Source organism: Muricauda sp. SCSIO 64092, assembly GCF_023016285.1.
In the GTDB taxonomy this organism is placed as follows: Bacteria; Bacteroidota; Bacteroidia; order Flavobacteriales; family Flavobacteriaceae; genus Croceivirga.
In genome coordinates this window covers 3,550,526-3,572,913 of record NZ_CP095413.1, presented here as the reverse complement: position 1 = coordinate 3,572,913, position 22,388 = coordinate 3,550,526, and the positions used below count along the sequence as shown (strand labels likewise).

Sequence of the window (22,388 nt, the reverse complement as noted above, 5' to 3'; positions counted from 1 at the left end):
TTAGTTAGTTAATTAGGTAAATGATTGCTACAAAAGACGAGTGCGCGCATTTCTTTTATGCAATCGATTGCATAAATAATAAAGAAATATCAAAATCCCAAATTTTATATGGTAAAAATGTATTTATCCCAATAAATATAACCTTAAATAGAAGATCTTAAATTGGAATGGGAGAATTTTACACTTTCATATAATTATCATAAATTGCGCAATCGATTACATATCTATATGTAATTTCAGATGATTATTTTTACCAAAATTCCGTTGTACAGGGATGGAGCATTCTAAAAAGACGACCATACACGATATTGCAGAGCGACTCAATGTTACGGCTTCAACCGTTTCCAGGGCATTGAATGGCAATCCCAGAATAAGTGACAACACTCGGAAGGCCGTGCTCAAAGCTGCCCGGGAATTGGACTATGAGCCCAATCATATCGCCTCTGCCTTGCGAAGTGGGCGTACACAACTCATAGGTATGTTGGTCCCAACCATTAACAGGGCCTTTTTCTCCTCCATTATCAGGGGAGTGGAGGAAGTGGCCAATTCCCTGGATTACAGGGTTATTGTTAGTCAATCCAATGAGATTTTTGAGAACGAGGAAAATGCCGTCAAAGCTTTTTTGAATGCCAGGGTGGACGGCATTATTGCTTCCATCGGTAAGAATACGGAGCATTTCAATCACTATAAACAGGTTTTGGACAGGGGATTACCGTTGGTACTCTTTGACCGAACCACCCCACAATTGCAGACCGGTCAGGTGGTTATCGATGACTATCAAGGGGCTTATATGGCCACGGCCCATTTAATTGAACAAGGGTGTAAACGTATCGTCCATTTTACCTCAGAACGGAAAATCGATATTTACAAGGAACGCCATCGAGGCTACGTCAATGCGCTTCAAGATCACGGTATTGAACCGAAACACAACTTGGTTTTTAGCGGTAATCTTCAACTGGAAGATGGGAGGGCACATGCCAAACAACTGATACAGGGGAAGGTGGATTTTGATGCCATCTTTTCTGCCAGTGACTACGCCGCTATGGGAGCGATGCAGGTCTTAAAGGAAAATGGCTTGAACATACCCGATGATGTAGCCCTTGTAGGCTTTTTGAACGAGCCATTTACCTCTTTTACAGACCCTCCACTGACTTCGGTCAACCAATTTCCCATAGAAATGGGGCAAACGGCAGCAAATCTGTTCTTTAGCGCATTGAATTCGGAGAAAAAGAAGATTATTCCCAAAAAAACGGTTATTCAGCCTGAACTCATTGTCCGGGCATCATCCTTAAGGAACGTACCTTGATGATCTAAGATTATTATGGCATTAACTACACTAAATACAATGTACAAACGATTGCACAAAACACAAAAATCCTTTATTAGTGAAGACTTTTTGTTACAGGGGGATTTTGCCAAGACCCTTTATCATGATTATGCAAAACCATTGCCCATAATTGACTACCATAACCATCTTTCGCCAAAGGAGATAGCCATTGATCATCAATACAATAATTTAACCGAAGTATGGTTAAAGGGCGACCATTATAAATGGCGTGCCATGCGGACCATGGGCATTGATGAATTGTACATTACCGGAAGTGCTCCGGATAAGGAAAAGTTTTCCAAGTGGGCAGGAATTGTACCCTATACCATTCGCAATCCGTTGTACCACTGGACCCATTTGGAGCTCGAACGTTATTTTGAGCTTCCCGTACTCTTGGATAAGAACAGTGCAGATGACATCTACGGAATTTCACAGGAACTATTGCAAAAAAAGGAATTCAGAACCAGGGGCCTACTCCGGAAAATGAATGTCGAAATAGTGGCCACTACCGATGATCCCACCGATGACCTGCACTACCACCAACAGTACAAAGCGGATAAGGAATCCTTTGGATTGATCCCTTCGTTTAGGCCCGATAAGGCTTACGCAGTTAACGATCTTGAAAACTATCGCCATTATTTAGAACGCTTGGGAGCTGCCGTGGGCAATGAAATAAGGACCTACAACGATTTGATCTCTGCCCTTGACCAACGTATGGAACTCTTTGACGAACTCGGTTGCAAAAGTGCGGATCATGGTCTGGAGCAGTTGTATGCATTTGAACTGGGAGAATGGGACGTGAACAAATTGTTCCAACAGGTTTTAAATGGCAAACCGCTGTCGCCCCAAGAGATCGCTTACTTTAAGTTTGAGACCCTGATACACTTATCCAAAAGCTATCATCGATTGGGTTGGGTACAACAGTTCCATTTGGGTGCCCTGCGAAACACCAATACACGAATGCTTAAAAGATTGGGCCCCGATACCGGTTTTGACAGTATTGGTGATTTTGAACAAGCCATGCCCTTGGCGCGCTTTCTAAACCTTCTGGATAGTACCGATCAATTGACCAAAACCATTGTCTATAACTTGAACCCGGCCGACAATGAAGTGTTCGCCGCCATGATGGGCAATTTCAATGATGGGAGCACCAAGGGTAAGATGCAATTTGGATCGGCCTGGTGGTTTTTAGATCAAAAAGATGGTATGGAGAAGCAATTGAACAGCCTTTCCAATCTTGGTTTGCTCAGTTGTTTTATTGGAATGCTCACGGATTCCCGAAGCTTTTTGTCTTTCCCCCGCCACGAGTACTTCCGGAGGATATTATGCAATCTCATTGGCATTGATGTAGCGAACGGGGAATTGCCCGCAGATGCCAAATGGTTGGGAAAAATTGTCAGTGATATCTGTTATCATAACGCCAAAACCTATTTTGGATTTTAAAGACCAAATGTTACCATGAACCTACTGCTCAATAGAACTACGGTGGCCACCGTGCCAGAACGACCTGTTAGGATCCTGCAATTTGGGGAGGGAAACTTTCTCCGGGGTTTTGTGGATTGGATGATTGATATTCTGAATGAAAAAACGGATTTTAATGGGGATGTCCAAATGGTCCAACCCATTCCAAAAGGGATGGGCGAAGCAATCAATGGTCAGGAGGGATTGTACCATGTGCTTTTGGAAGGGATGGACCAGGGAAAAAACGTTCAAAGTACTAGATTGATCACTTCCGTAAGAGGGGTTTTAGATCCGTATCAAGACCTTGAAGGCTTCCTGCGCCTGGCGGAGAATCCCCATCTGGAATTCATTGTTTCCAATACTACGGAGGCTGGGATTTTTTTTGATGAAAATGATACTGCCCCTTCGGCCCTACCAAATTCCTTTCCAGGGAAACTTACATTGTTTTTGAATCATCGATTCCATTATTTTAAAGGGAATCCCCCAACACAATTGACCGTTCTTCCCTGTGAGTTGATTGACCGAAATGGGGAAAGGTTGCTGGACTGCATCCTCCAATACAGTGAGAATTGGGCACTCTCGGAAGCCTTTAAAAAATGGATATCCAAGACCGTGGTTTTTTGTAATACCCTAGTGGATCGTATTGTTCCCGGATTTCCAAAAGAGTTTATCCACGATATCCAAAATAGCATGGGATATACCGATACCCTTGTGGTCAAGGCCGAGCCTTTTCATTTATGGGTCATTGAAGGCCCTGTTGAGGTTCAAGAAAGACTGCCCTTTGACAAAGCTGGTTTAAATGTGGTCTTCACGGACAATCTAACCCCCTACCGCACCCGAAAAGTTCAAATTTTAAACGGTGCACATACCACAATGGTTCCTGTGGCATACTTGAACGGCTTTACCGAAGTTAGGGAGGTTATGGAAGATGAAAAGATGGGTACTTTTCTAAAAGAGATCATATTTAATGAAATCATGCCCACATTGGATATGCCCCAAACCGAACTGGAAATCTATGCCAATACCGTACTTGACCGATTTCGAAATCCCTTTATTCGCCATAAACTGTTGGACATTGCCTTAAATTCGGTTTCAAAATTTCGGGTCCGTGTCTTGCCCAGTATATTGCACTATATGGAACGACATAAGAAAGTCCCGAAGGGACTTGCAACCGCATTTGCCTACCTATTGGTGTTCCACAGAAATCCCCAAAACATTGCAATCAAGGATGATAGCACCACCCTTTCCTTCTTTAAAACGGTATGGAAAACGGGCAATACGGAGTTAGCCGTTCATAAAATTCTATCCAATAAGGCCTTATGGGGTATGGACTTAACCCAAAAGGAGCCGTTATCGGATTTTATAAAACAACACGTAAAAAGCCTCATCTAGCCTTTCCTTAAAGGTTTTCCATTCCGCTAGATCAAATATGTAGTGTTCGCCCGGTAACAATGTATACCTGTTACGTCACAAAAAAACACCTACAATTCAGGGTGCATTAGATTTTCAATTGCCAGGATACGATCCAATTCCTCTTCGGTCAATAATTTTTTCTCCAATACCAATTCACGTATGGATTTACCTGTTTTAACCGCTTCCTTTCCAATAATATCCCCCATATGATGTCCAATATGGGGATTCAAAAATGTGATTAAGCCTACGGAATTCATAACCATTGTCTTGGTATGTTCCGCATTGGCCGTGATTCCCACGATACACTTTTCCGTTAAACCCACACAGGAATTGGATAACAGCTCAATGGATTCAAATAGGGATTGTGCTATGACCGGTTCCATAACATTAAGCTGCAGTTGCCCTCCTTCAGCAGCAAATGAAATCGTTACATCATTGCCTATAATTTTAAAACAAACCTGGTTTACCACTTCAGGTACCACAGGGTTCACCTTAGCGGGCATAATGGAAGAACCTGCCTGAATGCCTGGTAGGTTTATCTCATTTAAACCACATCTAGGCCCCGAGGACAACAATCTTAAATCATTGCAAATTTTGGAGAGCTTAACCGCCGTCCTTTTTAACGCACCGGAAATCATTACATATGCACCACAATCCGATGTGGCCTCAATAAGATTTTCCGAGGGCACAAAACCTATTCCGGTAAACTGGGTCAGATAGTTAATGGCAAGCTCACCAAATCCTTTAGGTACATTAACTCCCGTTCCAATGGCAGTGGCTCCCAAATTCACTTCTAAAATCAGTGCTTTGGTCGCCTTCAAACTTTTGATCTCCTCCCTTAGGTTTACGCCCCAAGCATGAAATTCATCACCTAAGGACATGGGTACGGCATCTTGCAACTGTGTACGTCCCATTTTTAGGACCTTGGCAAATTCTTTGGCCTTATCTTCCAACGCATGTATCAGTTTTTCAATCCTTTCCAAAAGGATTTCCAAATAATAATGAAGTGCCAAGCGAAATCCCGTGGGATAGGCATCATTGGTGGATTGCGACATGTTCACATCGTCATTCGGATGAAGGACGTTATAACTGCCCTTCGGATGGCCATGCTGTTCAAGCGCTACATTGGCAACGACCTCATTTGTATTCATATTCACAGAGGTCCCAGCGCCTCCTTGAAAAACATCAACAGGGAAAAACTTGCTATATTTTTCCACATCCTCAAGGATAGTATCGCAAGCCTTAACAATCATCTCTGCTTTGGACCTGGAAAGGATGCCCAAATCCCTATTCGCCGATGCACAGGCCTTTTTGGTAAGTACCATGGCTTTTACAAAAATGGGATAGTCACCTATTACTCCTTTTGATATTTGAAAATTATTTAGTGCCCTTATGGTATGAATCCCATAATATGATTCTTTGGGCACCTCCAAGCTCCCGATCAAATCGATCTCTTTCCGTGTTTTCATGAAGTCATTTATTTATAGTAAACCGGCTTCGGCCATTAGGACCAGTAAGGTAAGCTTAATATTCTTGGCACCCTCTTTGTTTGCCCAACTTTCCTTCCATGAATGGGTACTGCTTCCTTTACCTCCACGATTTAATGTGATCGCAGGAACGTTTTTCGCTATTGGGATATTACTATTGGTCAGACTGGTCTGCTGCCGTGATTTTATGCCCAATCCTTCAGTAACGGTAAATTTCTTATCCCCAATATCTTTGCCAAAGATGTTGTTAATGGGTAGTAAACCATGGCCTCCCTTCTCCCACTTGTGGACTTTGAAACAAACAAAATTGTTTAAAACGAATGATTCAAAAGATTCGTAACCATTTTCTTGGTGGGAAAAAATGGTATTGTTCTCACTATGATACTTCATTAAAAAAAGCAATAATCAGGACAAAAAGTGTGCAGGATAGACCTTGTGCCATTATTTTATATTTAGCGCTATTCCCTTTTGATCCAAATAGTTAAAGTCTCTACAAGAAAAGGTACAGGTAGTGTTCCCGTACCTTTTCATTTACATAACTAAACTAACTCAAATATGACTGAATAAAATCAGAAGCTGTTGTTCCATTATAGTATCCATACCCAATCAATTCCTAAAGATGCTCCGGCGGCCGATTTCCGATTGATACATACCGCTCCTACTATGACCAACTCCGGGTACGACGAACAATTCCTGTCTTTCAAGAATTGAAGGACCGTAGAAATCGATCAAATGATCAAAATAATTTGTGGCCCTTTCAAACCGATCTCTCCCTTGGAGAATTGCCTCACACTGCTCATTGATACTCGTTTCCTCGGGAGTGGGATCATTATCGTTTTGACCAATTAAATAAGTGACTTCCCGCTGCCCCAACCTTTCACGAATGACATCTGCACCACCAACATCTTCCAAATAGGAAAACAAATCTTCCAAACCAAACCCATATTCATTGTAATCCGGGCAATCCTCAATGATAAAAGATGCGGGTACCTCAAAGGTATTTTCGGTTCCCAGAACTTTACGCCTATCATCCATATAGGTATATGTTCCTGGGTTGTTTACGACAAAGTTCATAGTTATATTTTTGGTTGCCAACGCTTCAACAATAGGTGAACTCATAACGTACCTACTTGTAAATTGTCCACCCGCAGAGTGTCCGGTAAGTACTATTTTTTTCATATTTGGGTATTCGGAAAGCCTCGTTATCAACGAATCCATGACCTCAAAAGATGAAAACCGTCCTTCTCTTGGATAATCGTCCTCATCTCGGGAAGTAGAACCAATACGCCAACTACTGGTCCAATACAAATGTTCTGCATCAAGTGAAAATTCATTAAGCTCATCTTCAGATATGAACTGCGGCGCCACTAAAAGCAAGGTATCTAAATTAGTAGCTTCCATTTGAGCGGCAACGGATATAGATTCAAATTGCCCATTTGCATTTAACCCAGACCCATGTACCGCAATAACCGCTGTAGTTATATTGGTATCATTGGTATCGATTATATCTTCACTATTCGAGAAATAAGGGATTTTATAGGTTATTCCTTCCGATACAAAGGAAAACTTTTTGTCTCCTATAAAATCTTCTGGATCGGCAGGGTCAATTGCCGGGTCAATGGTTACCGTAATCAACCCCCCTTCATTAGATGAGTTTCCAATCACAATACCTTCTTGTGCTTGTAGCTCAAAGGTCAAAGTCCTGTTTTGCTGCGCATCCTGATTGTCCAACAGTCTTTGAAGCAACACCACCCGGGTAACGTCCTTCCCTTTTTCAATTATAAAGGAATTGGACTTGGGCAATATGAAATCCTCACCCTCCACTGCACCGTTCTCGTTTGGGAAACTTATTGTGTAGGACACTTCTATGGTCTCATTTGTAGCAGGTCCCTGGTAAACCAGATCAACTTCAAAAGGTCTGGAACTCTCCCGACCTACTTCCACATTCTGGGCACTGAAGAATACCCTTCTTTCACCTTGTTCCGTAACAATTTCCGGATCATCGTCATCACACCCCCCCAAAGTCAGCGCTAAAATGGCGATGGCACCAAGCAGTAATCTTATTTTCTGTTCCATACTATGTTTTCTAAGAATTAACATTTTATTCTGTATTTAATTCAACGGCTATGGGGCAACTCCCCTAATGGCTATATAGTCAAGGGAAACTGTTTCACTATCTCCTCCATTGGTGAAGATGACTACAAGCCTCCCTTCCTGTAACCTATCAACAGGGAAGGAAACGGAATGGAGTATGGATTCACCCTCAATAGCTTCAACAGCATCTCCTAATAATGACAAAATTGGGTCTCCCAAACCGTCCGCGGTTTCATAAAATATTTCGATACCGTCGGCACTTTCCCAACTAGTCGATCTAAAAAATATACGTGCTTCCAATATCGCATTTGTTATATCTGGACTAAGGTTGGTCATGGTATCAAATCGTAATAGCAACCTGCCATCCAAATCGGAGGTCACATAGCCTTGTTGCCCGTCTACAAAAGGAAGACCAAAGTTTTGGGGTTCAGCATTTATGGAGGTATTGTTATAGACACCTAAACGTTCCTCCTCTATTGCAGATACACTGCCCGCTTCAAAAGTTGCTATAAAGCCAAGCTCTTCGCCCCCTCCGGCAAAAGCCACAAAGGGCACTTGGGAGGTCGGGTCCGTATCCTGAATATTTGGCATCGGATCTTGGGATTCTGCCGGACGTGGATACCTAAATGCAGGGAACGCATCCGAATCTGGGTTGAGACCAAAGGTGGGTACTTCCTCAAAACTGGTAAACCCAAAAGTGACCAAAGGTATGACCGTAAATTCAGCTGGTTGAGAGGTCCGACCCGCCAAAGTCACCGTAACCTCATTAACCCCATCTTCCAGTCCATCCGGGACAATTACTGAAATAAAATCAACACTATTTTCAACTACTTCTGCCGCTATGCCCCCAAAAAACACTTCCAAATCGGAAGCTACCGTACCAAAGTTACCACCATTGATGGTTATTTCACTTCCCATAGATCCCAATGGAGGTACAAATGACGAAATACTAGGTATAGTAGTAAACTCCATCTCACTTACACTCAATAATTGTTCTATTTCAACTGCTATTGCGCCGGAACTGGCCTTTGGTGGAACCTTTACCGTCAACGCTGTGGTCGTTGCTGAAACCACTTCCGCAAGTACACCATTGAACGTAACATTATTATTTACCGCAACAGCGCTAAAATTGGTCCCAGTTATCATTATTTCTTCGTCTGCCGCCCCAATAAGAGGTTCGAAAGAAATAATGGTTGGTGCTATAGTAAAGATCTCTAGGGTAACTATCTGACCAAGTGCCTCAATTGTAAGTGGACCTGTAGTGGCCCCGTCAGGTACGATGACCGTAAGTTCTATTGTAGAAGCTTCGATAATTTCAGCTGTGACCCCATTGAATTCGACCACGTTTTCGGCAACGGTAGATCCAAAGTCCTGCCCTCTAATCATGATGGTTTCGCCAACAGTAGCCCCGGTTACATCCAATTCTGTGATTATAGGTGTAGGAATTAACGCAAAAGCCGGTCCTTCCACTTCAAAGCCAGCCTTCGATATAACGATGGTACTACCATCAACTGTTCCTTCTGGAACAATAACGGTCAATTCCGTTTCAGAAGCAGCTGTAACCGTTGCGGGAATATCACCAAAACGCACTTTGTTATTCACAACCGCTGGACTGAAGTCAGTACCCGTTATGGTAATCGTAGCACCAATGTAAGTTGATGCGGGTTCAATGCCAGAAATAATAGGTTCTTTTTCCGCCTCCGGTATGACCCTGAAATCCTCATCTTCACAAGATCCAACACTCAAGACGACCAGCATGGCCATCAAGGCAGGAACCATTCTTTTTAGTAACTTATTTTGTTTTTTCATTTTTAGTTTTTTAAATAGACTTTATACCTATTGAATAAGACCAGCAATGTGATCAGTTTATTAAGGAAGATAAATTAGCATCTCATCAAAATAAATGAACTCAGCATTGACCCCGGTCTGTGCCTCTATTTGTAAGGTATAGGCAGTGACCCCATCAAAAAGTTCGGTAGTGGCAATATTCCATTGCCCCATATAAGTGGTCTCAATATCATTACCATCCGGGTCATCATCACCGATTACGTCTATAAGCACAACGGTCTCTGTCACGCCCCCTCTTTCTACCTCTGCTTTGATTCTCAAAAAGTCTTCAGGTTCCCAAGCTGTCTCTCCTGGATAAAACTGTATCCGTACGCCCGTTTGCGGGTGAACACTTGGATTTATTTCAACCCGATCAAAAAGTATTATTAGCACTCCATCCGTATCTTCCAAACGATATGCCTGGCTGCCCCCGTCAAAAAAACCTCCTACTAGTGAAGCATCCGTGGTCACACCAATGTTTTCATCATCAAACCCTGGACTTCCCGCACTCATATCCGGATTTGAGAAAAAAGTTCTAAACCCAATTTCGTTTTCCCCTATGGGACCAAGTGCCGTATGTTGTACAGAGGGCTGTCCCGGGTTGTTGAACAGTTCACCTTCAGCTATGGGATCATCCCTTTCGTAGTCGCCTGCAGATCCAAAAGGTTCTTCAAAGAAGGTTCCTCCTATATTGGGTGGCGGTGGAATCAAGAAATTCAGTGAAAAGCTAATGGCTTGGTTGAATGCCGGGTTGTCAAACAGCTCCGTTGCAGAATTCCCTCCATTATTGGTATTGGTAGCACTATCAAAGTCTACCGGCGCTCCATCAAAAACACCCTCTGTAGTGGTAATCGTGGCTAAAAATTCGAATGGAATGGACAGATCCACTTCGTCGGGGGTCAAATTCAAAACCTGTAAAAGATTTGCAGCTGTTATCGTAAGTGTTGTAGGAAATGTAGTGAGTGTGATAAATTTATCTACCACAATCCCATCATAGATCAGCCTTAGATCATAAGAAACAATATTTTCATTGGGGTCCTCCACCACATGGGAAAACTCAGTGGTTTCGATTTCAGCAAAATTAAGTGTGAAACTACTTGGCACCGTCTCCCAAACCACCAATCCACCCCGGGTAAAGTTTTCTTCAAGCACATCGGTTGAGTCGCTGCAAGCCAATCCTAAGACGAACAAAGCAAGTATGTATATTTTTTTCATCGTGAACACTATTTTTAATTAATGAATCCGGGTGGGTTGGTATCCCAAAATACTTGGGTCGTAATGGGTTGCTGGTCAATCTGACCATTATTGATAACCTCATCCTGCGGATACGAAAACAATCTTGGAAATGGAGTGTTGGGATCAAAAATTGGTGCACTGAAGACGGATGGGAATCCGGTTCGCCTATAACCATTATAGGATTCCGTGGAATTCCCATAGGAGGCCAAATAGTATTCGGTAAGGATGATATCCAACCTTTCCCGATCATTGCTTGCCGCAGCATAATTGCCCATTACCTCTGTAACATAGGCCTCTACATCCGCTTCTGTGGCCGCAAAAGGGGAATCGGCCTGCGGACTCCCTGAGAAACTTAATACTTTATCCATGGATTTCCGGATACCGGATTCCAAAAGTGTAGCTGCATCGTCATTGGTGCCAAGAGTCAGCGCTGCCTCTGCCCTAAGGAAATCCATAAACGAGGACAATAAAATAGGAAGTATACCCCCGCCTGTTTGATGTGCACTATCAAAGGCGAAGTTTGGATCACTGGGATTATCCGCATCAAATGTTCCCCCCACAGGATACAGACCAAACGTGGCCCTAAAAACAATATCGGCACCACGTGCCCTGGTATCCCCATGATCCCTTCCATAGTAGGAATCGCCCAAGTAACAAAAGTCAAAAAGAGGAGCATCCACACAGCCCAACAATACGTCCGTGGGATCTGATGAACTTTGTCGGTACACATAGTAACGCAACCGAGGGTCCCTGATGCTTTTATGGTTCAACAATAAATCCAAAAAGGAGTTGCCCAAAAATTGGTCAAATCCCCCGGGAGCATAGCCATCATTAAAATCAGGATGGTTGCTAACGGGATCAACGAGCAATGTCCCATATTGGAATTGAAAATCATCCTCTGCCGCAGTAATCAAGTCCCCTTCGGCAAGCAACGTATTAATTCCATCGGTATCCCCCATGTTCACCAACATCTTCAACTTCACTGACCTGGCCAATCGTATCCATGCTCGTTTTTGGTCGTCAAAATTACCTACGTTCCCATAGTACTGGTCCGTTGCCGGAGGCAGGGCTGCATTCTCCAAATCAACAATGGCCCTATCCAATCTATCCAGCATGGCATTGTAAACAAATTCGTCATCATCCGGCGCCGGATTTAAAATCTGCTCTTCGGTCCGTACCGCCTCCGTATATGGAATATCCCCCAAATAATCCACCATGGTGACCATGGAAAAAGATGTTAGGATATTGGACATGCCCCTGTGGAACAGCAAAGCATTATCCGTTTCGGCCAAATTGGTAATAATCGTTTCATCTTGAAACATCTGATACAAATCACTATACTCGTTATTCAAGGCTGTTGGACTGGCCACGTCGGTATATGATTCATTTAAAACCGTGTATCGCATCACCTCATCGGTGGTCCGACTTAAATCTTGAAAAAAATCAGCAGTCTCTCTTTGTATTTCATTAAGTACAAAGTTGGGATCGGCCTGATCAGGTGTCAAGACATTTGGATCTTGTTGAAAGCTTTCCCCAAAATCTCCCAACTCACAGGAGACGAATATCAGTAATAACAATAGATTTAATATTTTTTTCATCTTTCTCAAATTAGCATTTAGAAATTAACGGAAACCGTGAAGGCATATCTTCTTGTGGTAGGTGTGGTCAACTCCACTGTTTCGGGATCGAGGTTGATTCCACTAGGAAAGTTAGGGGCATGGAAGAAAACGTTTCTTCCGCTTACGGAAAAATCAATACTTTGAAAGGGCAATTTACCCACTACATCCTTGGTTAGGCTATAGGATAGGGCTATCTCCCGTATCCTGAAAACGGAAGCATCAAAAGTGATGTTTTCATCGGGGTCGTAGAAATTGGCGAAAACTGCATTGTTCCCCGTGATTTGGGAAGTGTTGGGAATGGTGTTCCCATTGGCATCCAAAAGTGGTTGGCCAGTAAAAACATCACCTAACACTCCCGGAACCAGGAAACTTCCTTCCCTGTTCCGTGTATCTGTGGTAATTCCCCTTTCCAAAAGCAGCTCCACAACAGGTGACAATAAATCACCCCCGTGCGTGTATTCCAACTGTGTGGACAAACTGAAGTTTTTGTATCGGAAGGTGTGAATGGAAGTGGCCGTAAAATCGGGAATTGTGCTCCCGATCACCTCAGGCTGCAACCCTACATCATCACTGGCTATTACCACCCCTGTTGCTGGGTTGATGAGGGCATTCCCATTTGGGTCGCGCATTACGTAGCTCCCCAAAATAGCGCCCAGGTCCTCACCCACCACCAAATCCTGATCTCCTTCCAGACGTGTTGCATTGTTCGCCAATTCCACAACTTCCGTTGTAAATGTGGCAAAGGTGTTCCGGATGTCCCAGTTAAATTCCGATTTCCTAAAAAGGCTTACGCTCAAATCCAGTTCCAACCCTCGGGTATCCAGCCTTCCTGCATTGATAAACGTATCATCAAAACCGGTTGAGCGGGCAACCTCAGTTTCAAAAATTTGATCTTCGGAGATTCTGTTGAACGCGGAGACCTGTAATGTAATGGCATTATCGAAAAAATTACCTTCCAAACCCAGTTCAAATTCCCTGTGCAATTCTGGGCCCAGACCAATATTTCCTAACGTTCTGGAAAAGTTATTGGCCACAATTAAATTGCCATTGATGTCACTAAAATTCCTGGGGTCGGAAATTAACCTGTTCCTGGTATTGAACCTCCCTGGAAACCCAGCAGAAGTGGCATAGGCAGCCCTAATTTTTAAAAAATTGACAAAACTATTCTTGAAGTCAAAGGCCGAGGTAGGAATGAATGACAGTGAAACTCCGGGATAGAACAAGTTTTGATTCTCACTTTCCACAGTAGAACCTTTGTCCAACCTGCCCGATAGGTTCAAGTATAAATATTGATTGTAGTTGAAATCAAATTGACCAAATACGCCCAAAAGGTTTTCCTTACCCTCATCATAGTCTCCCTGGTCGGGCACCCTAAAATTGTTGGGTCTTAGCACCCCAAAAACGATTTGGTCATTGAGATCGGTTTCTTGTGATGTATCAACCTCAAATCTGGAATTGACCCCAATTTGCGAATCCAGGCCTATATGATCGGATAGCTGAAAATTGGATTCAAAAATCAGGGTATTATCCGCAATCGTTTCGGTAAACGCATCAAGGTTCAACGAACCAAGGCTATCCTCAATATCATCGGTTACACCTCCCCTATTTCTGAATGTTAGTTGATTCACAGTTTGATACTGGAATGCGCCCCTGTATTTTAATCTATGGTTCTTATTGAATTCATAAGTAAGGTTTGTAACACCGTTGATCCTTCTCGTTGTTCGTTCCCTACCGGTATTCTCCAAAGTCCACAAAGGGTTTTCACGATTGGACCGGTAATATACGCTGGCACCTGTTAAAGGATCTTCAAAGGGCAAACTATGGATATCCAGACTTCTTGGGACAATATACAGGTTCTGAAGGATGTCCTCTTGTTCACCATCGTTAAGAATATCTACGGGAACATAGGAGTTTCTTGTTCTGGCGCTGTAGGAAATGGAAGAGGACAATTTAAGTTTATCCGTAAGTTGGGCGGTGCCTCCTACGCCAATATTGAATCTTTGAAAGTCATTGTTTCCTAAAATACCACCTTCTGAAGTATAGCCCAATGAAAAGTTCAAGGAGGTTTTTTCCCCTGTAGCATCAATATTAAGTGCCGTAATCTGACCAATCCCCGTATTAAAAAAATCCCTTACGTTATTAGGAACGGGCTCAAAGGGCACTACAGCATTCGCTGGAAACTCAGGGAAGCTCGGGTTTCCCGCAAGTGGATGGGGAACAAAATCCACATCAGTGAAACGGGCACCATTGCTTCCAAGGTTTCCCACGGTACTTGCATCCGTTACCAGATTGTTTCCTACGCCATAAGTATTTTGAAAATCTGGGAGGTTGGCAACGTTATTGGTATAAGCGGTCTGTGAGAGCCTGGCCGTAAAACTTCTTTTGCCCACTTTTGCACTCCCGCTTTTGGTCTCAATGAGAATTACCCCGTTTCTTCCCAAGCTTCCGTAGAGAACAGACGCATTTAGCCCTTTTAATACGGTAATATTTGCAATACTATTGGGATCAATATCCAAGAGATTACCGGAAAAAGGCACATTGTCCACTACAATCAATGCGTTGTTCCCTTGGGTCAGTGATAGGTTGCCCCTAACTGTAATATTGGTAAAATCACCGCTACTACCGCTACTTGGTGTAATTTGTACACCGGCAATCTTGCCCTGCAATGTTCTGGTAACATCGGCCTCCGGTCGACCTTCGGTCTCTGCGGTATTGACTTTTGCAACTCCAAAGCCCAAGGCCTTTCGGTCCTTGGTAATACCTTGTGCAACCACAATCACCTCCTCCAGTTCACTGATGTTTTCCTTCATCTTTATATTCATGAAGTCTGGACTGGCAGCCAGTTCCAATGAGAGGAAACCGATCGAGGAGAAAACCAATACCGCTCCTTCTTCCACGATAATCTCGAAATTGCCATCAAAATCCGAAGCCACACCATTGGTTGTCCCTTTCTCCACAACGGAAACCCCTGGCAGTGGAACTCCCAAGTTATCCACTACCAAACCCCGTACTATCCATTTTTCCTGTGCCAATTGGAGGCTATCACTTACCTCAATCTTTGGGGCAGGTGGTGGCAGTTTTGTCAAAATAACCTGCCTACCCCTTAATTTATAGACGGTACTGGTATTATAGAATAAAGATTGTAGCACATTGTGGATCCTAAGCTGCTCTACGTTTATGGAAACCTTCCGTTCCAAATCCACATTATTTATGCTATAGATAAATTTAAATTCGGTTGTCTTTTCAATTTCATCAAAGACTTCTGATATAAGAATGTCCTTTACATTGAGTGTTATTCGTGTTCGTTGCGAATAACTGTCGTCCGCGTACATACCAAAAATTACTGTAATCAGGAAGAACGTGGTAATTTTCATCTTCAAATCAAATTTGAAAGTGTAGGAATTGCCCCAACTTTCCTTTGGAGGTTTTTTCATATTTTTGAATCGTTAGTTATTGATTAGTCCCTCTGGGATGGTCATCCTTCTAATACCGAGGAATGCTGCAACATTCTTCGGTTTTTTGCACCCCATTTCACAACTTCTGTGTTTATTTGGTTCTCTATTTCATTGATTTATTATTTAATTATGACTTTTCCATTTTCTATGGTGTATTCCATTTCGTAGCTGTCCTTGAAGTAGACCAATATGTTTTCAATGGACTCATTGTTGAAGCTTGCATTGAAAACTTCGTTATTGAAATCAGTGTTTTCGTTGTCTATACTTACATTGTAGATGCGCTCCAGTTTCTTTGCGATTGCTCCAAATGTCTGGCCCCTGAATATTAAAACTCCATCCATCCAAGACGTATAAAAATTGGTGTCGACCGTTTTTGTTATGATTTCGGTGGTACCGGAATCCAAAACCCCCATTGTCCCAGGAGCCAAAAGTGTGTTCTTCCCGGTATTTTCTATGGACAGATCAACGGCACCTTCCACTAAAACAACAGAAGTTGAGGCATCTTCCTCATAGAGGGACACCACAAATTTGGTCCCCAGTACCTCAACATCCATTTCATTCGCATTTACAACAAAGGGATGTTCCCGGTCTTTTTCCACATCAAAGAATGCTTCCCCACTCAGAAACACTTCCCGTTTCTTTCCGGGCAAAAACTTCACTGGATACTTTAATGAGGTCCCGGCATTGAGATAAACCTTTGTCCCGTCCGAAAGGACCAAGTCAAATCGTTTGCCATAAGGTACATGTAGGGTATTGTACACTATGGTTTCAACATCCGACTTGTTCGTATACCTAATTACATTTTTCTCTTGTTGGCCCACAACCAAGCCTTGATCGTTTTGAACCGCTTTGGAAACCAATGGGTTCAAAATCTCGGTTTTCCCATCTTCGAGCTCAAGTACAATGGCATCGTCTTTCGGAATGATTTTACCGTTACCTTGATCCGTTACAAAAAGGTATTCACTAAAAAAGTAGCCGATTCCCAAAATAAGGACCAATACGGCAGCATATTTCAGGATAGGTTGCATTTTTTTTACCCGTAAAGGACGCTTTTCACTACAGATTTTTTCCCGAAGGACTTTTTGAAGTCCGGCAGAGGAAAATTCCTTTAGGCTGTACTCGGAGGCAAAGTTGGTGTGTACCAGTTCTGAAAATAAGTTTTCATTTTCAGGATCTTCAAGTAGGGTTTCAAGTTGTTTTCTTTCCTCTTCGTTCAACTTGTCAGAAAGAAATTTAACAATAAGGTAATAGGCTTTTTGGGTAGACATTTAACACCTTTTTAACTTAATACGGAGCAAATCGACAACACCCCTACTTTTTTTATGTTTTTTTTAAAAATTGTACATTTAGTAGTGAACAATCTGGACATTTAAGGATTCTTCCATTTAACCAAAATTCAACCCCTTTAAGAGGGCAGCATGGTTTTTATGCGCTCCCTCGAGACAAATCGTATTCCGCTCTATGAATCATCAAAATGGACCGTATGTTGGAATTCAGGGAACATAGTGTTCTGATTGAATTTCTAAGGATGGGGGACGAAAGGGCATTTTCTTTCCTTATCCAGGAATACCATCATCTACTTTGTGTGTTTGCCTATGGTTTAATACGGGATGAGGCAAAATCCCAGGATATTGTCCAAAATGTGTTTTTGAAGGTATGGGAGCACCGAGCGGGACTTAAACCTGAACAATCCCTAAAGGCATACCTTCATAAACTTACCTACAATGAGTTTGTGGATACCTATCGGAGGCAAAAGTCCATGTCCTCACTTGAAGAGCGCTATTTTAAAACCTTGAATTCGATAATGGCCCATGAGAATTCCAACAAGAACGATATGCTCATTGAACTCGTCAATTCAGAAATCAACAAACTTCCTGAGAAGTGCAGGCGCATATTTGTGATGAGTAAAAAAGAGGGATTGACCAACCAGGAAATATCCCAATATCTCAACATCTCCGTCAAAACCGTAGAGGCACAGATCACAAAGGCGTTTTCAAGACTTCGGAAGCAACTTCGTCCAAAAATCCAAGCATTGCTTTTTCTCGTTTTTAAGGGAAAGTGAAACTTTTTGAACAACGGACTTCCCATTATTCTTTCCATACCCGGCAAGGCAAACAGGCCCAATACCAATGTACCTTTCACCCAGTATTTTACATCACCGAAACAAAAAGCACATCGATCCATAAGGTTTTCCTTTTTTCGCTAACGAAAACATAAGTAACTTGTGTACCATTGGACCCTCGACAATATAAAAGAAAAGTAAGTATGGAAAAGTCTTTTTTAGCGGTATTGTTGGTCATTGGAAGCTTTGCAGGCATTCAATCCTCATGGGCGCAACAGTTGGAAACCGGTTATTGCGTATTTCAGGTACAAGGTGGGGCGATGTTGAACGACTCCATTGTCTTAAGCAAGGGTATGTTTATCAAAGCTGGTCATTTTCTGACATTGGACGAGGGGGATGAAGTACTTCTTACCGATACCAATGGTGTAATGTACGAATTGAAAAAAAAGGTCATTGTTCCTTATACACGTATAAAGCGTTACACCAAAAAGGAAAAACAGGGGCCATTTTCTTTTACCTATTTGAAGGATATATGGAAAAAACTGTGGGATGAGAATGAAAAACAGGGCACTAATATAGTGTTGAAGTCGATCAATTCCGTATCCCTCCAAAGTCCGGAAAATGACGTAAGTCTTTTCATGCGTGAAATTCCCTTTGTATGGACAAAACCAAATCCTACGGGCCTAAGCTACTTTTTTCTGCAAGAGGGCGATACAAAAAGCCCTTTTAAAATAGCCACCAATGGAAATACCATTGTGATAGGCCCACAGAGCATTTCCCTAAAACCCGACACCACCTATTATTGGTCCGTTGCGTCCGAACCCAACCCAAACCCCGAGGATTTGGAATACTATTCCTTTTATCTCTTGGGAGAAGAAAGTTTTGAAGAAAAGATGAAAGCACTTAGTGGGGTTCGTCTTGAGTTTGAACTATTGGGATTGACCGAGGAACAGATCAAACAAACTTTCTGTGAAGATAAAGGTCTTTGCTTCGAGTAAAGGCGTAAAATCAAATGATACGGTTTCCGGTTTACTTCCTTGTTTTTTAGGATGACTTCATGGGCTTTATGTAACTTGTCCTACCACATGCATTACGCAATTGTTGACATAGAAACCACTGGAAATGGTCTAAAGGGGAATAAGATCACTGAGATTTCCATTTTTAAATTCGATGGGGAGGACATTATTGATGAATTTACGAGTTTGGTGAATCCTGAATGCCCCATTCCCTTCTTTATTACAGGACTTACAGGAATCGACGACCAAATGGTGCGACGGTCACCTACGTTTCATCAAATTGCCCATGAGGTCCTGGAAATAACCAAAGATTGTGTCTTTGTGGCGCATGCCGTAAATTTTGATTATGGGGTCATAAAAGAGGAATTCCGACAATTGGGAGTGGACTTTATCCGTAAAAAGCTTTGCACAGTTCGTCTTTCCAGAAAACTGGTTCCCGGTTTACAGTCCTATAGTTTGGGAAAACTGTGTTCCGCCATGGGTATTCCCATAAGAAACAGACACAGGGCGAAAGGGGATGCCGAAGCAACCGTTCTTCTTTTTAAACGGCTTTTACAAAGGTCAAATGCCCAAAAAATCCTGACCGATTTCCTGAATTCAAAGAACCAAGAAGCTACCCTTCCACCTCATTTGGACAAAAAAATAGTGGACAAAATTCCCAATAAGCCTGGAATTTATTTCTTCCTGGACCAGGTGGGCAGTATCATATATATAGGCAAGGCCAAAAACCTTAAAAAAAGGGTCCTGGGTCATTTTTATGATAAATCCGAACATGAGGTACGTCTATGTAGGGAAATTGCAAATATTGATTTTGAACTATCCGGAAGTGAACTTATTGCATTGCTTATGGAGTCTGCTGCCATAAAGGAGCATTTTCCCAAATACAACCGCGCACAAAAACGTACGGTAAAACGGTACGGTATTTTTAGTTATGAAGACCGAAATGGCATCTTACATTTAGGGTTTACGCCTACAAAGCAACTAACGAAACCCTTGGTGGCCTTTGGCAATCCAACCGATTGTCGGATCTTTTTAAAAACACTATGTGAAGATTACGGCCTTTGCCCCAAATACTGCCAATTGGTACCTGCCACCTCAAGCAGTGGCCTATGTCTACAAAACAACTGCAAAGGCGACTGTCAAAACAAGGAGAACATTCCGGAATACAATTCCAAGGTCAGGAATGCCATTGCTTCCATTTCAAGGCCCATTGCACAATTGGTACTTAGACAACCGGGAAGAAATGCCCAAGAAAACGCATTTATCCTAATGGAAAACAATGTGTACGTGGGATACGGTTTTATTGATATAACGCATTCCATTTCTTCGATTGAGGACCTCAAGGCCTTCCTTATACCCCAAAAGAATACATTTGAAACCCAACGGATTCTGGAAAATGCCGTACTGAAAATGGATGATTTAAAAACCTTGTTTTAGATTATTTAGTACCTTAGAACGGCCAACATTAACTAACCCATATCCGTGCTTTCCAATGCAAAAAAAATTTTAGGTTTTGACGATACCTTATTGTCCATAGTAGGCATAATCCTCAATACTTCGATTTCCATGGGCATCTATTTTGGTGGGGCCCTGTTTGAAGTTTCTTTCGTTCCCTTTGTCCTAAGATGGACCATACAACTCATAGGAATATCCATTTTATGGATTATGACCAGAAATTTTTATATAGCAATCGTAAAAAAATACCCCGGATATACCAATAGGCATAGAAGATGGACCTTATTACCCTTGTTATACCTTCCTTTTTGGGCATTAATGCTGTTTTCCATTTTGTATTTAAGGCCCTTGGTAGCTATAAAATTGCCCGGATATACAGATCCATTTATCGGAATGGAAATCGTTGTGGGGGGCATCATTCTTCTGGTGGACATCTGTATATACGAATCGCTCCATATGTACGCTGAGCTCAACGAGGTTAAAATCAAGGAAGAAAGAATGGAAAAAGAGCGGATATCCTCACAGTTGATAAGTCTAAGAAATCAAATAAGCCCTCATTTTCTTTTCAATAGCTTAAATACACTGGTTTATCTTATTGATGAGGATAAAGAAAAAGGAAAAGAATTTGTGCACAAACTTTCTTATATCTATAAATGTATTTTGGAAGCCTCGGACAAGGACCTGGTCTCTGTCAAGGAAGAAATGGAGTATATCAATGCGTATTCTGAACTGCTCAGTCAACGTTTTGGAAACAACCTAAACTTCAATTTTCAGATTGAAGACAACGAACAGGAAAAGAAAATTGTTTCATTGGCCCTTCAAGTAGGTATTGAAAATGCGGTTAAGCACAATATTATTTCCAGAAAAAAACCTTTGACCATAGATGTCATTTCACAAAACGATTGTCTCATTGTAAGGAACAACCTGCAAAGAAAGTCCAATGACATGTTCAACAACGGTTTTGGGCTAAAAAATATAGCTAACCGCTATAAGTTATTAACCAATAAAAAAATAGAAATAGTAAAAGGAGAAAATGATTTCATCCTTAAAATCCCCCTCATCAAAATGTGACACTACGACAAAATTGGTGTCTCATTTATCAACTAAGTAATAATTTAAAACTAGGTTTGTGAATTCAGTTATAAAAATGGGGAAATTATTGAAAATAGTCATTGTAGAGGATGAACCAATATCTTCGGCATATCTTAAGAAGCTTATCAACGATTCCGGAATTGAGCATGAAATTGTTGCCGAACTCGACAGTATTTCGGATTGCCTGATCTTCTTTAGTGAACAACCGATTTACGATATCATTTTTATGGATATCCATTTGGGTGATGGCACCTGTTTCGAATTGTTGAATTCCCTGACCATAGAAAAGCCCATAATATTCTTGACCACGTTTGATTCCTATGCGATTGAGGCCTTTAGGTACAACAGTATTGATTACATTCTAAAACCGGCAAAGCTCCAAGATATCAATGACGCCCTAAATAAGTATTGGTCCTTTAAAAAAGTGGACGAGGATGAATATTTGGCCAGGATGGACCAGATGGTATCCTCTATTTCAACACCCAAATACAAGAAAAGGTTTTTGGTACGGGTGCGGAATAAATTGAGACTTGTAACCTTAAATCAGATTACCTGTTTCTATTCCGATGAGGGACAGACCCATTTAGTGGACAAATCGGGCAATAACCATATTATAGATTATACCTTGGAACGTCTTGAGGAGTTATTGGACCCGGAGCAATTTTTTAGGATCAATAGAAAGATTACCGTTTCCATTGATGAAATCCATTCCGTTGAGGATTACTTCAACAATCGCTTAAAAATTCGATTGAACAGCAGGTTTAAGATGGATATGGTGGTCAGCAGAAATAGGGTCAGGAATTTTAAAAGCTGGTTAAAGGGGGTATCGTAATCGCTATTTTTT

At 41.9% G+C, this 22,388-nt stretch carries 16 protein-coding genes; 8 read left to right on the top strand and 8 right to left on the bottom strand.

The features are described from left to right. Positions 1 to 274 precede the first annotated feature (274 nt). From L0P88_RS15195 to L0P88_RS15185, 3 genes are read left to right on the top strand one after another with little or no spacing between them, the layout of a single operon-like run. Positions 275 to 1,306: a LacI family DNA-binding transcriptional regulator gene (locus tag L0P88_RS15195; RefSeq protein ID WP_247130783.1), complete on the top strand. Its 1,032-nt coding sequence runs from the start codon at positions 275 to 277 to the stop codon at positions 1,304 to 1,306. Between the two features lie 39 nt (positions 1,307 to 1,345). Next, positions 1,346 to 2,770: a glucuronate isomerase gene (gene uxaC / locus L0P88_RS15190; RefSeq protein ID WP_247130782.1), complete on the top strand. Its 1,425-nt coding sequence runs from the start codon at positions 1,346 to 1,348 to the stop codon at positions 2,768 to 2,770. Positions 2,771 to 2,785: 15 nt separating this feature from the next. Continuing rightward, positions 2,786 to 4,180 carry a tagaturonate reductase gene (locus tag L0P88_RS15185; RefSeq protein ID WP_247130781.1) on the top strand — a complete coding sequence of 465 codons (1,395 nt, stop codon included), beginning with the start codon at positions 2,786 to 2,788 and terminating at the stop codon, positions 4,178 to 4,180. Between the two features lie 89 nt (positions 4,181 to 4,269). Here the strand turns inward: L0P88_RS15185 and aspA are convergent, their stop codons facing one another. The 8 genes from aspA to L0P88_RS15145 form a co-directional block, all read right to left on the bottom strand. Beyond that, on the bottom strand, positions 4,270 to 5,670 hold the full coding sequence (aspA, locus tag L0P88_RS15180; RefSeq protein ID WP_247130780.1) for an aspartate ammonia-lyase: 1,401 nt from the start codon (positions 5,668 to 5,670) through the stop codon (positions 4,270 to 4,272). 12 nt (positions 5,671 to 5,682) lie between these two features. Then, positions 5,683 to 6,078: a hypothetical protein gene (locus L0P88_RS15175; protein ID WP_247130779.1), complete on the bottom strand. Its 396-nt coding sequence runs from the start codon at positions 6,076 to 6,078 to the stop codon at positions 5,683 to 5,685. A gap of 216 nt (positions 6,079 to 6,294) precedes the next feature. Further along, positions 6,295 to 7,764 (bottom strand): hypothetical protein, encoded by a 1,470-nt coding sequence (locus L0P88_RS15170; RefSeq protein ID WP_247130778.1) that lies wholly within the window; start codon positions 7,762 to 7,764, stop codon positions 6,295 to 6,297. Positions 7,765 to 7,812: 48 nt separating this feature from the next. Continuing rightward, positions 7,813 to 9,591, bottom strand: coding sequence for an IPT/TIG domain-containing protein (locus L0P88_RS15165; protein ID WP_247130777.1), 1,779 nt, complete (start codon positions 9,589 to 9,591; stop codon positions 7,813 to 7,815). 60 nt (positions 9,592 to 9,651) lie between these two features. Beyond that, positions 9,652 to 10,824 (bottom strand): hypothetical protein, encoded by a 1,173-nt coding sequence (locus tag L0P88_RS15160; protein WP_247130776.1) that lies wholly within the window; start codon positions 10,822 to 10,824, stop codon positions 9,652 to 9,654. A 14-nt stretch (positions 10,825 to 10,838) separates the two neighbouring features. Continuing rightward, complete coding sequence (locus L0P88_RS15155) at positions 10,839 to 12,443, bottom strand: SusD/RagB family nutrient-binding outer membrane lipoprotein (protein ID WP_247130775.1); 1,605 nt, start codon at positions 12,441 to 12,443, stop codon at positions 10,839 to 10,841. 17 nt (positions 12,444 to 12,460) lie between these two features. Further along, on the bottom strand, positions 12,461 to 15,838 hold the full coding sequence (locus L0P88_RS15150) for a SusC/RagA family TonB-linked outer membrane protein (protein WP_247130774.1): 3,378 nt from the start codon (positions 15,836 to 15,838) through the stop codon (positions 12,461 to 12,463). Between the two features lie 200 nt (positions 15,839 to 16,038). After that, positions 16,039 to 17,187, bottom strand: a complete 1,149-nt coding sequence (locus L0P88_RS15145) for a FecR family protein (protein WP_247130773.1) — start codon at positions 17,185 to 17,187, stop codon at positions 16,039 to 16,041. A gap of 215 nt (positions 17,188 to 17,402) precedes the next feature. Here L0P88_RS15145 and L0P88_RS15140 point away from each other — a divergent pair, with 215 nt between their 5' ends. The 5 genes from L0P88_RS15140 to L0P88_RS15120 all read left to right on the top strand — a co-directional run bounded on the left by L0P88_RS15140 (position 17,403) and on the right by L0P88_RS15120 (position 22,376). After that, on the top strand, positions 17,403 to 17,981 hold the full coding sequence (locus tag L0P88_RS15140; RefSeq protein WP_247130772.1) for an RNA polymerase sigma factor: 579 nt from the start codon (positions 17,403 to 17,405) through the stop codon (positions 17,979 to 17,981). Positions 17,982 to 18,184: 203 nt separating this feature from the next. Beyond that, a complete protein-coding gene (locus tag L0P88_RS15135; RefSeq protein ID WP_247130771.1) occupies positions 18,185 to 18,979 on the top strand; it encodes a hypothetical protein in 795 nt (264 codons plus the stop codon). An 87-nt stretch (positions 18,980 to 19,066) separates the two neighbouring features. Continuing rightward, on the top strand, positions 19,067 to 20,434 hold the full coding sequence (locus L0P88_RS15130; RefSeq protein ID WP_247130770.1) for an exonuclease domain-containing protein: 1,368 nt from the start codon (positions 19,067 to 19,069) through the stop codon (positions 20,432 to 20,434). 45 nt (positions 20,435 to 20,479) lie between these two features. Beyond that, entirely contained in the window at positions 20,480 to 21,523 is a 1,044-nt protein-coding gene (locus L0P88_RS15125; protein WP_247130769.1) for a sensor histidine kinase, read from the top strand. A 58-nt stretch (positions 21,524 to 21,581) separates the two neighbouring features. Next, complete coding sequence (locus tag L0P88_RS15120; protein WP_247130768.1) at positions 21,582 to 22,376, top strand: LytR/AlgR family response regulator transcription factor; 795 nt, start codon at positions 21,582 to 21,584, stop codon at positions 22,374 to 22,376. The last annotated feature ends 12 nt before the right edge of the window (positions 22,377 to 22,388 follow it).

Coding starts and splice junctions, on each gene's coding strand:
- L0P88_RS15195 (WP_247130783.1), top strand. CDS start 275: ATGGAGCATTCTAAAAAGACGACCATACACGATATTGCAGAGCGACTC.
- uxaC (WP_247130782.1), top strand. CDS start 1,346: ATGTACAAACGATTGCACAAAACACAAAAATCCTTTATTAGTGAAGAC.
- L0P88_RS15185 (WP_247130781.1), top strand. CDS start 2,786: ATGAACCTACTGCTCAATAGAACTACGGTGGCCACCGTGCCAGAACGA.
- aspA (WP_247130780.1), bottom strand. CDS start 5,670: ATGAAAACACGGAAAGAGATCGATTTGATCGGGAGCTTGGAGGTGCCC.
- L0P88_RS15175 (WP_247130779.1), bottom strand. CDS start 6,078: ATGAAGTATCATAGTGAGAACAATACCATTTTTTCCCACCAAGAAAAT.
- L0P88_RS15170 (WP_247130778.1), bottom strand. CDS start 7,764: ATGGAACAGAAAATAAGATTACTGCTTGGTGCCATCGCCATTTTAGCG.
- L0P88_RS15165 (WP_247130777.1), bottom strand. CDS start 9,591: ATGAAAAAACAAAATAAGTTACTAAAAAGAATGGTTCCTGCCTTGATG.
- L0P88_RS15160 (WP_247130776.1), bottom strand. CDS start 10,824: ATGAAAAAAATATACATACTTGCTTTGTTCGTCTTAGGATTGGCTTGC.
- L0P88_RS15155 (WP_247130775.1), bottom strand. CDS start 12,443: ATGAAAAAAATATTAAATCTATTGTTATTACTGATATTCGTCTCCTGT.
- L0P88_RS15150 (WP_247130774.1), bottom strand. CDS start 15,838: ATGAAAATTACCACGTTCTTCCTGATTACAGTAATTTTTGGTATGTAC.
- L0P88_RS15145 (WP_247130773.1), bottom strand. CDS start 17,187: ATGTCTACCCAAAAAGCCTATTACCTTATTGTTAAATTTCTTTCTGAC.
- L0P88_RS15140 (WP_247130772.1), top strand. CDS start 17,403: ATGTTGGAATTCAGGGAACATAGTGTTCTGATTGAATTTCTAAGGATG.
- L0P88_RS15135 (WP_247130771.1), top strand. CDS start 18,185: ATGGAAAAGTCTTTTTTAGCGGTATTGTTGGTCATTGGAAGCTTTGCA.
- L0P88_RS15130 (WP_247130770.1), top strand. CDS start 19,067: ATGCATTACGCAATTGTTGACATAGAAACCACTGGAAATGGTCTAAAG.